Raw genomic sequence first — 14,694 nt, forward strand, 5'->3', positions numbered from 1 at the left:
AGAAAGCGGGGCGACCGGGAAGATCGGCAGCGCAGTTCAAACGCTAAACCCCGCGTTTGGCGAGAGTCCGCCAAGAATCCGCCCGGGAGCCCCCGTCAACGATACAGCCAGTAGCGTTGGCTCTGCTGCTGGTAAATCGCGGCCTGGCGTTTCCATTGCTTGAGCCAGGGATCGAGGTCGATGTCGGCGCCCTCGCGCTTGATCGCCTCGAAGAAGGCCTCGGAACCCATGTGCTTGAGAAAGAGGCCGGCGGTGGCGCTGTCGGCGGCGGCGAAGGGGTTTTCCGCTTCCATGGCGCAGGCGAGGCGCATGAGGTGGAAGTTCATCTCGCAAGGATTCCAGGCGCTCCAATCCGCCACACGCAGGTAGAGACCCTCGGTCGGTTTGCCCTCGCGGGTGGTGGCGCGGACACGTTGCACGGCAATGCCGGGGACGTTGAGGGCACGCAACAAAGACTCCAGTTGGGCAATGCGCGTGCCTTTGTGCGCGATGCCCCGGAACGGATAGTCGACGCCCACGCCGTGACTGAAGTCGCCCAGGTAGGTGCCGAGTCCGACCATGGGGTAACCCACGACGGCGGCGAAGTCCGGGATCATCGGCGAGGTGGGCACCCAGGTGAGTCCGGTCTCGGGCCAGCGCATGTTGCGCCGCCACCCCCGCATGGGCACGATCTGCAGTTTGCCGGCCTCTCTGGTGGCGTCGTCGAGGTCGAGCACTCCGGGCGCGAATTTCGCCATGCGAGCGAGCTCGGCGATGGTGAGGCCGTGGACGTAGGGAACGCGAAACGCGCCGACGTAGCTCTTCCATTTCGCATCCAACGGAGGCCCGTCGACCTTGAGGCCACCGAGCGGATTGGGGCGGTCGAGCACGATGAACTCCACGCCCTGTTCGAAGCAGGCGGTCATCGCGAGGCGCATACAACTGATGTAGGTGTAGCTGCGGGTGCCGATGTCCTGCAGGTCGACCACGAGCGCATCGAGGCCGGCGAGCATCTTGGGCGTGGGGGTGCGGAAATTTCCGTAGAGCGAGTAGACCGGAAGCCCGGTGCGTGGGTCGATCTTGTCGTCGACCGGGACGTTGGCTTTTTCGTCGCCGTAGATGCCGTGCTCGGGGCCGAAGAGTGCCACCAGGTTCACCTGCGGCGCGCGGCGCAGCACGTCGATGGTGCTTTCTCCGCGGCGATTGCGGCCGGCGGGGTGGGTGAGGAGACCCACACGTTTGCCGCGAAGGACGTCGAAGCCGTTCGCTTCCAGCACGTCGATGCCGAGCATGACCGGGAAAACGGTCGCCGGCGTTGTCGGCGTTTGCGGTGTGCTCGCGAAGGTGTGGGCGGCGGATGGCGGCGTGGGGCTGGCGCGGGTCGACGACGCCGTGGGCGTCGTGCGCTGCGGACCACCGGCGGCGCAGCCGAGAAAGCCGGCGACGATCAAGCCAGCGAGAGGAAAGAGGGAAAGCCAGGAGCGGGTGAGGGGGCGGCCGGTCATGAAACGCGGCTCACTCTGAGGCGGCGTCCGGAGGGGTCGAGTCGGAACGACGCTTGCGTTCGGCGACCTTGACCTTGTGCGCCTGCGCCTGGGCCACGCCGTTGCGCCAAAGAATGTCCAACACGAAGCCAAGCAACGCGCCGGCGATCAAACCACCGAGAAGCAGCGAGTTGAGCGTGGTGCCGAGTGTCTGCGTCCAGGCCAGGGCCTCCGGACCGTGAATGTCGAAGTGCCCGGCATGCTCCAACGGCGTGCCCGAGTCGCCTGGCACGATCTCGGTGCTGACGCCGAAGCCGGACTTCAGGATGATCCAGTGGCCGAGTTGGTAGGTGGCGTAGTAGAGGGGGGCCGCCGTGACGGGATTGGTGATGAACTGCAGGCCCACCAGGATCATCACGTTGCAGCGCAACAAGAGGGCGAGGCCGAAGGCGAGCGGGACTTGCACTCCCATGGTCGGCAAGAGCGCGGCGATGGCGCCGGCGTAGAGTGCGGGCCGCACGTCTTCCTGGCGAAACGACCACAGGTAGGCGCGCTTGCGGGCCAAATCGGCGAATCGTCCGATCACCGGATAACGATGGAACCGGGCCCGTCGTGGCGCGTAACGCAGCAGCGCCTTGACCCGGCGAATGCGGGCGAAGCGGCGCTTGCGATGTTCAGGGTGATCGTGGTCCACGGCGACGGGGGAGAGGGGCGGGAAACGTTCCACCGCCGCGGAATGGGCGCAAGGGGTTTTGGGCGAAAACAGGCGGCCCGGGGGTGGGGTCAGGCGGAGTCGAGCTGTGCGCGCAACACGACCGCGAGGTTGGCCGCCGTGGCGGGCAGGGCTTCCGCCAAAGGCAAGCCTGGCGGAGACACGGCACGCAATTGGCATCCGGCGGGCGGTCGAGGCACATCGACTGCGCCCGCCAACACCCAAACTTGTTTGCCGGCGGAGAGGGCGCGCCGGGCGAGCGCGCCGGGACCTTTGCCTTCCAGCGAACTCTCATCGAACCTGCCTTCGCCGGTGATCACGAGGTCGGCCGCGGCGATGCGCCCGCTCAGATCGAGCCAGTCCTCCACCAAGTCGAAACCCGGCACGAGGCGCGCTTGCGCGGCGGTCAACAGCCCGTAAGCGATCCCGCCGGCGGCACCGGCACCAGACGTGGCTTCGAGGCCGGGCCGGGCTACCGCTTGGCCGATGAGTTGGGCGACGCGTGCGGTTTCGCTTTCGAGGCGGTCGCGGTCGCCGGCTTGCAGGCCTTTTTGCGGACCAAAAACCGTGGCGGCGCCGCGCGGGCCAAGCAGGGGATTGGACACATCGCAGGCGATGCGGATCGGCGGCAGCGTGAGCTCGCCGGGGATGAGTTGCGAAAGTTCGGACCAACCCGCGGGACAAACGCGGGTGATGGGCGAGCCGTCCGCGCGCAACGCCTGCCATCCGAGAGCGGTGAGGGCGCCAACGCCGACATCGTGGGTCGCGCTCCCGCCGACCCCCAGCAGGATGGCCTCGGCGCCCGCTTCGATCGCGGCGCGGATAAGCTCTCCCGTGCCGCGCGTGTCGGTCTGCCACGGATCGCGCTCGGCGGGCGCGAGCGATTGCAGGCCGCTGGCGCTGGCCATTTCGATGACCGCGAGGGTGCGGGCGGTGCCAAGCTCGAGCCGGGTCCGGGTCGCGTCGTTCAGTTGGGCAACTTCAACCAAACCAAAACCCGCCGGCGCGCGTTGTCCGCGTGGGCCGGTGGCCTCGACCTCAACCCAGCGACCGCGGGCGGCGGCAGTCAGGATGCCGGCAAAACCCTCTCCGCCATCGGCCAACGGACATGCGTCGGAAACCCAGTCGGGCCGCTCGGTGGCGATCACGTCGTGGGCGATCGCGCAGGCCGCGGGTGCGGTGAGGGCGTCTTTGAATTTATCGAAGGCGATCAACACACGCATGTGGCGGACCCTGCCAGCAGGCCGCCTGCCAGCGCGAGCCACATTTGCTCCAGGGGCCCAAGCCATTTGTCACGTCTGACGTGACAAACAGTCATGTTGGGACCTGGGGAAAGTTCTCGCATGGACTGGGGTGCTGAGCAGGCTGCGCGGGCATGTTGTGCCGTTGCCAACCTGGATTTGAGGAGCTGCTCGCAGGCGAAATCGCTGCGCGGGGCGGTCGCGTGATCGGGCAGGGCGGCGGGTGGCTGCAGGCCGAGGGTGCTTCGCCCGAGGAGCTTTGTTTTGCGCACTCGGTATGGCTGGAGCCGGTGCGGGTGGCAGGGGAGTCGGTCAATCAGTTGGCCGGGGCGGTCCTGGACTTTTTTCTCGGCTCGATGCGTGGCGAGCGGGTGGAGGCGGCGTGGCCGTGTGTGTTCGCGACGGCGGCGGGATTGGACGGGCTCGGGCGTCGCGCCTCCGGCGTGGAAAAGGCCTTTCATCCCTTGCTCAAAAAACGCCTCGGCCGGGTGGCGCGGCTGGCGGAACCGGAGGTGCCGGCGGGCGTGGGGCCGGTGCGCGGGTTGTTTGTGCTGTTCACCGATTTCGGCGAGGCGTGGCTGGCCCGCGACGTTGTGCGGGGCGGGCAACGACGCATGGCCGATGACGCGTTGGCGCCGTCGCGCAGCTATCTGAAGGTGGAAGAGGCGTATGGGGTGATCGGATACGAGCCGGACGGGGGCGAGACGGTGGTCGATCTCGGGGCCGCGCCGGGTGGTTGGAGCTACAGCGCCGCCAAGCGGGGCGCGCGGGTCATCGCGATCGACAACGGACCGATGAAGGGCGGTGCACTGGACCATCCGCTCATCGACCATCGCCGCGAGGACGCGTTTGGATTTAGGCCGGCGGCGGGTGAGGTGATCGACTGGCTGTTCTGCGATCTGGTGGAGGAACCGCATCACGTGGCGCGCAACCTCATCGCTCCGTGGCTGGTAAACGGCTGGTGCCGGCGATTTGTGGTCATCCTCAAGTTTGGCCGCGTCGATCCGGTGGCCCTGCTGCGGGAGATGACGCGACCGGACTCGCCGTTTGTGGCGCACACCCGGAAACTGCGGGTGCGGCACCTGTGGCATGATCGCGAGGAGTTCACTTTGGTGGGTGAGGTGATCGAAAAGTAAGAAGTCGACGGCGCGTAAGGGGCGCGTTTTGGTCGCCCGTTGATGAGTTCCCCTGTCTGTAATCCGCTGAAGTTGGAAGGTCCGGTGCGTGAAGCACCCCGGGCGTTTGAGACACTGCGGATCGCCGTGGTCGGCACGCCCAAGGCCGGCAACACGTGGCTCACGCATCTGCTGAGCGAGCTCTACGATCTGCCGATCGTGCACCTGAATGCCGATTACCGCACGATCGATTGGGCGGGGCTGGGACCGCGTTGGATCGGGCAACAGCATTTCCCGCCGGACCGGGCGCTATTGGCGAAGGCGGAGGAGCAGGGCATCGTGTTTGTGACGCCGCTGCGGCATCCGGGTGATGTGCTGGTGTCGTTTCGCCACTTCGTTGATCGACGTGACGAGCATGACGAGGAGGATGAGAAGGACCCGGAGTCGCGACCGGATTGGATGATGCGCGACGGGCAGGGGGTGTTTGGCGGCGCGACGGCACGTTGGATCGAGCGCGGGTTTTTCCTGAAACTGCACCAGTCGATCTATTGGCTGCGCGGTGGTTGGACGCACGGGGTGCGGTATGAAGATCTGTGGTATCAGCCCGTGCAGACGCTGGCCACGCTGGCCGATCGCATCCTGCCGCGTGAGCGCGATGCGGTGCGACTGGCGATCTGCGCCTGCGAAATTGACCTCATGCGCGCGCGGCACGATCCGGACGGGAAACTCGTCCGCAAAGGCGGCGTGGGGGGGTGGATGACAGAGCTGCCGGAGCGACATCAGGAGTTGTTGCGGAGCCTGCCGCCTTATCCCGATCAGATCGCGGCGCTGGGCTACTCGATGGATCCGGCGGATCCGCGCAATGAGATCGTCGAAAAGCGGCCGACGGAGGACAACCCGTTCCCGGGCGGTCGGTTTGAAAACGGCGTGCCGGTGGCGCCGATGATCGTGCGAGCCTATTTTGACCTGACCAAGAAGGATCCGACGCGTTGGCGCAAAGCGGGCTCCAACGAGATCGACCAACAGGCGTTTCACGACTGGCTGCTGAGTCCGGCGGCGGCCGATCCGCATGCCGGGGCGGTGGCGCCGGTGATCACGGAGTTTGCGATGTATTTCTATTCGATCCGGGAAGATCTGCGGCAGGTGTTTCCCGATGTGTTCGGCGCGGACCGGCGCGAGTTTGGCGACTGGTTCATGTATTGCGCGGTGCGGGAGTTTCGCATCGACCGCAGCTTCGCCATGCCGGTGTTGACCTCGTGGGCGCGGGGCTGACGCACTGACCGGCCTCAGCGAGGCCGGCTACAGCGGGGAGCAGCAAGGTCGGATGGATTTCGCGTCGACGAGGCGGGGGTCGAGCGTTGAAGTGGCCGGCTATGTTGCCTGTGCCCTGCGCTCCGTTGCCGCTGGATGGGCCGGTTCATGAACCGGCCTGTGAGTTTGATAGCCTGAAGATCATCATCGTCGGCACGCCGAAGGCGGGCAACACGTGGCTGCGCTACCTGTTGGCCGAGCTCTACCACCTGCCCATGGTGGCGCTGGACCCGGACTTCCGCGTCATTGATTGGAACGCCTTTGGTCCGCGCTGGGTGGGGCAGCAGCACTATCCGCCGGAGCCCGAGTTGATCGCGCTGGCGAAGGAGCGTGGATTCGTCTTCGTGACGCCGGTGCGTCACCCGGGCGATGTATTTGTTTCGTTGCGACATTACACGGACAACCGCGACGAGCGGGACGACGATCCGGAGCACATCCGCGCGATGCGGCCCGACTCGATGCTGGCGGACGGCGCGGGCAACTATGGCGAACACTCGCTGCACTACGCGAAGCGGGGCTACTACCTGAAGACGCACCTCTCGATCTACTGGCTGCGTTGCGGCGTGACGCACGGCGTGCGCTACGAGGACCTGTGGCTGCGTCCGATCGAAACCTTCAAGGCCCTGACCGACCGCTTGGTGCCGCAGCCCCTCGACAAAGTGCGGCGCGCGCTGTGCGCCTGTGAAATCGGGGTGATGCAGTCGACCAAGGACCGGCGCAAAACCTTCATGCGCAAAGGCGGGCTCAATAGCTGGACGGAGGAGTTGCCGTCGGAGATCCAGACGGTGTTGCGTGAGCAGGAACCCTATCCGGCGCAGTTTGCGGCGCTGGGCTACACGATGGATCCGGCCGATCCGGCGAACGTGCGGGTGACCGATCCGGCGCGCGCGGGAAATCCGTTTCCCGGTGGCACCTTTGCCAACGGCGTGCCGCTCGCGCCGATTTTGCTGCACATCTATTTTGAGGAGACGAAGCACGATCTCGAGCGTTGGCAGGATGGCGGCTCGATCGAGCCGGGCAGTTTCTACGCATGGTTGATGAGCCCGGCGGCGGCCGATCCCACCCACGGGAAGGGCGTGCCGGTGATCACTGAGTTTGCGCATTACCTGTATCGGTTGCGCACCGATTTGCCGGGCGTGTTCCCGGATGTGTTTGGCGAGCACCGGCGCGCGTTTGGCGACTGGTTTCTCTACAGTGCGGCCTTGGACTTTGAGTTCGACTGGTCGTTCACCCTGCCGGTCGTGTCGTCCTGGGCGTTGGGGCCCGCGGAGGAGCGCGGGAAGGGGAGCGCATGAAGGCTTCGACCACGATCAACGTCTGTGGGCTGGCGGCAGTCACAGCGCGGTGGGAGCAGGCGCCGGAGACGATCCTACGCTTGTTTTTCGATTATCCGACCGGCCGAAAGATCGGTGGCATCACCAAGTCGCTGGCTCAGGCGCGCAAAGTTTATCGCTGCGTGGAGCCGGCCGAATTGGAAAAAGTCGCCGGGACGGTGCACCACGGCGGCATCGTGGCGGTGGTCTACGCTCCGCCGCCCAATTCCCCCAAGCGTGGCGACCCGGAGCAGTGGGCGGCTGACGGCGCGCGCGGACTCGTGCTCGATCGCGTGGGCAACGCGCACAATCTCGGCGCGATCGCGCGCACCGCCGCGTTTTACGGGGTCAAGCATATCATCATTACGGATACAGCGGACACCGCGCGGCCGAACGACGCGGCCTATCGCGTGGCGGAAGGCGGGATGGAGGCGGTGCAGGTGTGGCAGCCGCGCAACCTGATCGCCTTGCTGAAAGATTTGAAAGCGGCGGGTTACGCGCTGGTCGGCGCGGCGACGCGCGAAGGCTCCGACCGGGTCGGCGGCCTGGCCGCGAAACAACCGGTGATGCTGGTGCTGGGGAATGAAGAGCACGGCCTGAGCGACGAGGTCGCGGCCCTGTGCACCCACCGCGTGACGCTGGCCGGCACGGGAGCGGTGGAATCGCTCAACGTTTCGGTGGCGGGCGCGATCCTGATGGATCGACTGTGGGGCCGTTGAGCTGAAACGGCGTTGCCGTGCGGGCGCCGCGCAGTCAGATTGCGTTACCCCATGCGACTCGACGGCTGCTCCCTGCTTCTGGTGGAAGACGAACCCCTGCTTCGGCGGCGCTTCACGGCGCAGTTGGAAAAGCACGGCGCGGAGGTTTCGGCCGCGGCCACGCTGGCGGAAGCGCGCCGTTTGTTGGCCGACCTGGCCTTTGATTTCGCGCTGCTCGATGTGAATCTGCCCGATGGCCGCAGCCTCGATCTGCTGCGGGACGGGGCGGTGGGGGGCGACACGGTCGTGGTGGTGATGACCGCGGAAGGAGGTGTGGAGGGCGCGGTTGAGGCCATGCGCCTGGGGGCGGCCGATTATCTGGTGAAACCCTTTGAGGCGGCGGAGGCGGCGGTGCGGTTGGCGCGGGCGCAGCAATCCCGCCGCAAGGCGCGCGGCGAGGCTCATCGGGAAGCCCGGGAGGTGGCGCAGGACGGCGCCTTGGTATTTGGTTCGTCGTTACAGGGAGTGCGTTCCTTGCTCGACAAGATCGTCGCGGCCGACCGACGGGTGGAGGCGGCGCGCGGCGCGCCGGCGCCGGTGTTGATCGAGGGGGAAACGGGCACGGGCAAAACCTCGTTTGCGCGGTGGCTGCACCGCAATGGCCCGCGCGCGAAGGGCCCTTTGATTGAAGTGAATTGCTCGGCGTTGCCGGACGCGCTGGCGGAATCCGAACTCTTTGGCCATGAGCGCGGCGCGTTCACCGACGCGAAGGAGGCGAAGATCGGCCTCATGGAGGCCGCCGATGGCGGCACCTTGTTTTTGGATGAACTCACCAGCCTGTCGGCGGCGGTCCAGGCGAAGCTGCTGACCGCGATCGAAGACCGCGTAGTGCGGAGACTCGGCGGACAACGCACGATCGCGGTCGACGTGCGCATCGTGGCCGCGGCGCAGGGAGACTTGGCGGCGCGGGTCGCGGCCGGTGAGTTTCGCGAAGACCTACGGCAACGGCTCGACCTGTTTCGCGTGCGCATTCCGCCGTTGCGTGAACGCGGCGAGGACGTTGTCGCGCTCGCCGAAGCCCTGGCCGAGCGGATCGCGGCGCGTTATGGCCTGCGGGTCGGGGCGATTCCGGCGATCGGTCGCACGCGGCTGCTGGCGCACACCTGGCCGGGAAACGTGCGTGAGTTGGCGCACGAGATTGAGCGCTCGGTGGTGTTTGACGACGATCAGCTTACGTTTGCCGGACTGGCCGGGGCGGACGAGGCGGAGCCCTCCGGCGCTTGGCTGCGGCGGGGCTTTCGGTTTCCGGAGGAGGGCGGCTTCGAGCTGGAAGCAGCGATCGACCAACTCGTGGATCGAGCCTTGGCGCAGGCGGCCGGCAATGTGTCTGCCGCGGCCCGGCTGCTCGGCGTGCCGCGCGACACCGTGCGCTACCGTTTGAAACGTCGCGACGGCGGCGAATGAACGCCGCCGGCTGGGAAGTATTTCCCACCGCTCGCACCCGGGGTTGGGAAATAGTTCCCAATCCTCGCGAGGGTCCTGATCGCCCGATTATCATGTAAGTAACCTTAAGGCAGCGAGAAACGTCTCTTTTCTATCGTTGGCACGTCCAGTGCAGGGTTCAGGAGCACCAGCACTTTTCCAAATCACTCACCCGGAGAACATCATCATGAAAGCCTCCCTTCTCAAAATCCTCACCCTTACCGCCACTGTTGGCGTGGTCGGTTCATTGGCACAGACCGATGGCACGGCCCAGCCGGTCGATCCCGGTCCCGTCACCGCGGTGCCCGGTCAAGGCCCGCGAGTTCGCGCTCACGTCCCGGACGCCATGCGCCTGCCTGGCTATGAAAACCTGCCGACCGAAGTGCAGGACCTCGTCAACCGCTTTCAACAGCAACGTCAGGACTGGGTCGCCAACCGACGCCAGTTGCTTGCGCGCCTGCAGGATATGACGGCCGAGGAACGCGAAGCGGCCATCGCTGAGTTGCGAGAACTGCAACGCACCCAAGTGCGCGAACAACGCGAGCTTGCCCGCCAAATCCGCGACGAAATGCGCGAGCTGCGCAACGCCCGCCGGCGCGCCGGCGGTGGCGGTGGCTGATCTTTCGACGGCACGATTTCACGCTGGTTCGTGACGTCGTTAACGCCGGATGGGTCACCTCGGTGACCCATCCGGTTTCCCGACCCGATCCGCGCCAACCGTGCCTCCGCTATTCTTCCTCTCTTTCAACCCCCCCTCCATCCTTTCCACCAGCGTGAAGAGAATCCCCGAAATCTCCCGGCCGCGTCGCTTGTGCGGTGTCGCGCTGCTGTTGGTTGCGACCCTCTCGGGGCAGGCCCAGGAGACGGACGATCTAGCCCTCGCCGCCGCGGAAGATGAGCTCACGCCGGAATTGGCGGCGTTGCTCGACGACCTGCGACCAGGGGCGTGGCAGACGTTGGCCGGTGTATCCGCCGCGTGGGGACAGCGAAGCAACCCGGGGCTCAGCACGATTGCGGCAGAGTCGGCGACTTTCGGTCAGCTGGGACTGGAGGGATTCGCACTGCGCGAATCGGAGCGATTCGATGCGTTGGCACTGCTCGATGGCTACGCGCGCTGGTATGACGGCCATCCCGCGGTCGACGACGAGCAGGCATGGTTTGGTCGCGGCGAGGCCCGTTGGCGGCCGTGGGCGTGGGTGCAAGCCAGCGGCAGCCTGCAGGGGTATTGGCAGGATCAAGTGCTGGACATCACCGAGTCCATCGGCGCGCGCACCGTGGTGCCGGTGAAAGTGGCGGGCGGCGATCTCGGCGGCCAACTGCGGCTGCAATTGCCGTGGGGTTTCGCCGTGCAGGGCGGAGCGAAGGCACGGCGGGCGGACTATCAGGAAGTGCCCGAGGACCATGCTGCGCGCGAGTGGCGGGGTGAACTGATTTGGTCGCCGGCTGCTTGGCTGGAGTTTGCCGGCGCGCAGGTGTCCGCTGCGCGGGACTACGATTTCCGCGGCGAGGCGACCACGGGAGGACGCATTCTCGAAGACACGCGGCTCGGCTTCGATCAGACCGGCACGGAGGCGCGGGCGCGGGTGCGTTTCGTGGCGGCGGGGCGTTGGACGCTCGAGGGGCGTTGGGGAACCCTGGAGAACCGTGACGGGACTTCGGGGTTTTATGACTACGACCGTGATCGCTGGTCGCTCGACGTGGAGTGGGCCTGGCGGAACTGGACGGTGCGCGGTCGGACGGAGCGCAGTGAGGTGACCTATCTCGTGCAGACCGTGGGAGCGGGGCTCACGCCGGATCCGCGCACGCAACAGGATACCGTGTGGGAGGCGGAACTGCGCCGCGGTTTGGGCGAGCGTTGGGAGGTGTTTGGCCAGTTCCAACACGACGAAAGTCTGAGCAACGAAACCGATGCCAGCTACACCGATGAGATGGTGTGGTTTGGACTGAACCGCCTCTTCTGACGCTAATTTTCATCGCCGATCACCGATGCCGCGAAGCCTCAGCTCCCGCCAAGTCCAATGGACCGCCCTGCTCGCCGCAGCGTTGTTGCTGCTGGCGCTGGTCGGCATGGTCGCCTGGCCCGTTCGGCGGGAGCTGCAGGGCGGGGTGTTGGACCGCGAGGCGGCGGCGGTCGCGGCGGTCGCGCGGTTGCAGCGCGATCTTGGAGAGACGCGCTTTGCCCAGCTCGGACTCGAGGCGACGATCGATGACGTGTTCGAGGCGTTGCTGGAGTCCTCGCGTCTCGAAGGTGTGGCGGCGATACAAGTTTATGGTGCCGACGGCGCCGCAGCGCGTGAACTCCCCTTGGAGGCTTATGTCGACGAGCTCGCGCCGGCGAAGCGAACGGAAGAGGCGCGGGCGCGGTTTCATCCCGGCGCGCCACCGGCCGACGCCGCCGGCGAAGCGTTGGCCCTGACGCCGGGGCCGTGGGTCGAAGTGATCGTTCCCCTCGCGTTGCCAGGCGAGAACGCGCATCGCGGCTGGGTGCGCTATTGGAAGGACGGACGACCGATGGCGGCGGAATTGGCGGCGGTGGATCGTCAGTTGCTGACCGTGGTTGGTTGGGCCGGCGGCCTGGGCGCGGTGGTGTTGGTCGGCGGGTTGAGCTGGGCCTTTGCCCGGTTGCGGCGACAGGCCGAGGACTTGGCGCACGCGAACCGCGAGTTGCTGCTGCACACCAAGACCGCGGCGATTGGCGCGATCAGCTCACACCTCATCCACGGGTTGAAGAATCCGCTCGCGGGGCTGGCAGGCTTCATGGCCGAAGAGCCGGAATCCCGGGGTAGAAGCCCGGGTGAAGCCTGGCTCGAAGCGGCCGCGACCACCCGACGCGTGCGCGGCATGATCAATGAAGTGCTGGCGGTGCTGCAGGACGAACGCGACGGCACCGACTACACCGTGACGGCCGCGGAGGTGTGCGCGGCGGCGACGGCGCGGGTGGAGAACGCCCTGGCCAAAGCGGAACTCACGTTGCGCGTTTCCGCGGATGGCGCTGTGCCGGCGATGGATGGCCGCACGGCGGCGTTGGTTGGGTTGGTGCTCGGCAACCTGCTCGACAATGCCATCGCGGCGACGCCGCGCGGGGGCAGCATCACGGTGCGTTGCCAAAGCGAGTCGGGAACCATTTGTATTGAAGTGGAGGATACGGGGCCGGGTTTGCCGGCGGCGGTGCGGGCGGCGGCGTTTGCGCCGGTGCAAAGCACCAAGGCCAGCGGGGCGGGACTCGGGCTGGCGCTCAGTCGGCAATTGGCGCGGCACGCCGGCGGCAGCCTGACGGTTGCCCGAAGCGACGCGCGCGGCACTTGCTTTCAGCTCTGCGTGCCGGTCACGGTGGAAAGGACCCTGTCATGAAATTCGTTCAGTGGTGTCGGCTCGGTTGGTTGTTGGGATTGGCGGCGGGCTTGGCCGGTGTTCGCGGGCAAAGCGACGGCACACTGTTGTGGACTTACACCACGCTTTCGTCGGCGGCCGGCGGGGCGATCGTCTCGGCACCGTCGGTTGATGCAGATGGGACGGTTTATTTTGGTTTGGAGATCGGCAGTTCCTCGGCGCTGATCACGGCGGGTCGGGTGTTGGCGCTGCGGCCGGATGGTTCGCTGAAGTGGCAGACTAATCTGCCTGATTGGGTCGACGCCTCGCCGCTGGTGGGGCGCGACGGCGAGACACTTTATGTGGGTTGTTGGGACGGAAAACTGTATGCGCTCGATCGGGGCACCGGGGTGGTGAAGTGGAGCTACGATACGGAGGCCTTCATCAGCGCGAGTGCGGCCCAGGCACCGGACGGCACGCTGTATGTGCCCGGTGGAGACGGCTTATTGCACGCGTTGACCGAGGCAGGCGCGGTGAAGTGGGTTTTTCCGGCGACCGATTGGATTCAGTCGGCGCCGACGGTGGCGGCGGATGGCGTGGTCTATTTTGGATCGTGGGACGATTCGTTCTACGCGGTGAATCCCGATGGCACGCTAGTTTATCGTGCGGAGACGGGTGGCGACGTGGTGGGCGGCGCGGCCATCGCGGCGGACGGCACGGTGGTGTTCGGTTCGCGCGACCGCTATGTGTATGCGCTCAACCTCGACGGAACGGCCAAATGGTCGGTGCTGACGGGCGACGGCGTCGAGGCGTCGCCGGTGATTGGCGAGGACGGGACGATCTACATTGGCTCAACCGACGGCGTATTTCGCGCGATTGCGCCCGACGGCACGATCAAATGGACGCGCGATGTTGGCGCGGAGATCTATGCGACGGCGGCGGTGCGCGCGGACGGATCGATCGTGGTGGGCGCGAGCGATTATCAGGTGCACGCCTGGGCGGCCGACGGCACCCCGCGGTGGACGGTGGAAGCGGGTGACTGGCTCGACAGCTCGCCGGTGGTGGCGACGGACGGACGCATTTACGTCGGGAGTTATGACAAGAAGCTCTACGCGATCCACGGCACGAGCGGACCCGAACTCAGCGGGGACTGGCCGCAGTTTCAACGCACGGCGCAGCGTGGTGGTTGGCAACCGCGCGGCGAAACGGGGGACGCGACCGGGCGGTTGTTGAACCTGTCGGTGCGCACCAATGCGGGCACGGGCGCGGAGACCCTGGTGGCGGGTTTCGTGGTGGCAGGCGACGGGCAGCGCGCGATGTTGTTGCGCGGGGTGGGACCGACTCTGGCGCAGGCCTACGGGTTCACGACGGCGTTGGCCGACACGCAGCTGACGATTTACGCGCCGGGCGGGACGCAGATCGGTTTCAACGACGACTGGGATGCCGACGTCACGGAGGCGGTCGCGATGGCGGACACGATGTCGAGCCTGGGAGCGTTTCCGTTGGTGAGCGGTGCCGGTGATGCGGCGACCTCGACCTCGTTTGGCGCCGGGGTGAATTCGGTGCACGTGACGGGTGTCGGCGGACAGACGGGACTCGCGCTGGTTGAGGCCTATGACGCCGGCGGAGATGCCGATACGCGATTGGTCAATGTGTCGGCGCGGAGTCAGGTGGGGTTGGGAGCGGACGTGTTGATCGCGGGTTTTGTGATCGATGAAACGATGACCCTGCTGGTTCGCGGCGTGGGCCCGGCGTTGACCGGGCACGGTGTCGACGGCGCGATCAGCAATCCCATCGTGCAGCTGCATGGCGCGAGTGGGTTGATCGCGCAGGTCGACGACCTGGCGGTCACGAGTGACGCGGCGATTGTTGCGGAGCGGGCGGCGTTGGTGGGGGCGTTTGCGCTTCCGGCCGGCGGCAAGGACGCGGCGATGATCGTGACCGTGCCGGCAGGACTTTACTCCGCGGTGGTGAAAGGCGCGAACGGCGAGACCGGGGTGGGCCTCGTCGAGGTCTACGTGCTGGCGCCCTGAGCCATAACCATGCAGTT

The 14,694-nt window shown here is 66.6% G+C and carries 12 protein-coding genes; 9 read left to right on the plus strand and 3 right to left on the minus strand.

Annotated elements, in window-relative coordinates:
* Positions 1-95: 95 nt before the first annotated feature.
* From AC0MRV_RS11435 to AC0MRV_RS11445, 3 genes are all read right to left on the minus strand, one after another.
* The gene (locus tag AC0MRV_RS11435; RefSeq protein ID WP_472764602.1) at positions 96-1,484 is read right to left on the minus strand and encodes a DUF1343 domain-containing protein; all 1,389 of its coding nucleotides are present in this window, start codon (positions 1,482-1,484) and stop codon (positions 96-98) included.
* Positions 1,485-1,494: 10 nt separating this feature from the next.
* Complete coding sequence (locus AC0MRV_RS11440) at positions 1,495-2,157, minus strand: DUF2062 domain-containing protein (RefSeq protein ID WP_472764603.1); 663 nt, start codon at positions 2,155-2,157, stop codon at positions 1,495-1,497.
* Positions 2,158-2,246: 89 nt separating this feature from the next.
* Positions 2,247-3,398: a glycerate kinase gene (locus AC0MRV_RS11445; RefSeq protein WP_472764604.1), complete on the minus strand. Its 1,152-nt coding sequence runs from the start codon at positions 3,396-3,398 to the stop codon at positions 2,247-2,249.
* A gap of 152 nt (positions 3,399-3,550) precedes the next feature.
* Here AC0MRV_RS11445 and AC0MRV_RS11450 point away from each other — a divergent pair, with 152 nt between their 5' ends.
* From AC0MRV_RS11450 to AC0MRV_RS11490, 9 genes are all read left to right on the plus strand, one after another.
* A complete protein-coding gene (locus AC0MRV_RS11450; RefSeq protein WP_472764605.1) occupies positions 3,551-4,552 on the plus strand; it encodes an SAM-dependent methyltransferase in 1,002 nt (333 codons plus the stop codon).
* Positions 4,553-4,594: 42 nt separating this feature from the next.
* Positions 4,595-5,803, plus strand: coding sequence for a sulfotransferase family protein (locus AC0MRV_RS11455; protein ID WP_472764606.1), 1,209 nt, complete (start codon positions 4,595-4,597; stop codon positions 5,801-5,803).
* Positions 5,804-5,904: 101 nt separating this feature from the next.
* Positions 5,905-7,137 (plus strand): sulfotransferase family protein, encoded by a 1,233-nt coding sequence (locus tag AC0MRV_RS11460; RefSeq protein WP_472764607.1) that lies wholly within the window; start codon positions 5,905-5,907, stop codon positions 7,135-7,137.
* A complete protein-coding gene (locus tag AC0MRV_RS11465; RefSeq protein WP_472764608.1) occupies positions 7,134-7,874 on the plus strand; it encodes a TrmH family RNA methyltransferase in 741 nt (246 codons plus the stop codon). The genes AC0MRV_RS11460 and AC0MRV_RS11465 overlap by 4 nt, the downstream gene beginning before the upstream one ends.
* Before the next feature lie 51 nt (positions 7,875-7,925).
* Entirely contained in the window at positions 7,926-9,317 is a 1,392-nt protein-coding gene (locus tag AC0MRV_RS11470; RefSeq protein WP_472764609.1) for a sigma-54-dependent transcriptional regulator, read from the plus strand.
* Positions 9,318-9,522: 205 nt separating this feature from the next.
* Positions 9,523-9,954 carry a hypothetical protein gene (locus tag AC0MRV_RS11475; RefSeq protein ID WP_472764610.1) on the plus strand — a complete coding sequence of 144 codons (432 nt, stop codon included), beginning with the start codon at positions 9,523-9,525 and terminating at the stop codon, positions 9,952-9,954.
* A 154-nt stretch (positions 9,955-10,108) separates the two neighbouring features.
* Positions 10,109-11,296, plus strand: coding sequence for a hypothetical protein (locus AC0MRV_RS11480; protein ID WP_472764611.1), 1,188 nt, complete (start codon positions 10,109-10,111; stop codon positions 11,294-11,296).
* Between the two features lie 25 nt (positions 11,297-11,321).
* Entirely contained in the window at positions 11,322-12,686 is a 1,365-nt protein-coding gene (locus AC0MRV_RS11485; RefSeq protein ID WP_472764612.1) for a sensor histidine kinase, read from the plus strand.
* Positions 12,683-14,677: an outer membrane protein assembly factor BamB family protein gene (locus AC0MRV_RS11490; RefSeq protein ID WP_472764613.1), complete on the plus strand. Its 1,995-nt coding sequence runs from the start codon at positions 12,683-12,685 to the stop codon at positions 14,675-14,677. The genes AC0MRV_RS11485 and AC0MRV_RS11490 overlap by 4 nt, the downstream gene beginning before the upstream one ends.
* Positions 14,678-14,694: the final 17 nt, after the last annotated feature.

It is taken from the genome of Actomonas spartinae (assembly GCF_051209155.1).
GTDB lineage: Bacteria > Verrucomicrobiota > Verrucomicrobiia > Opitutales > Opitutaceae > Actomonas.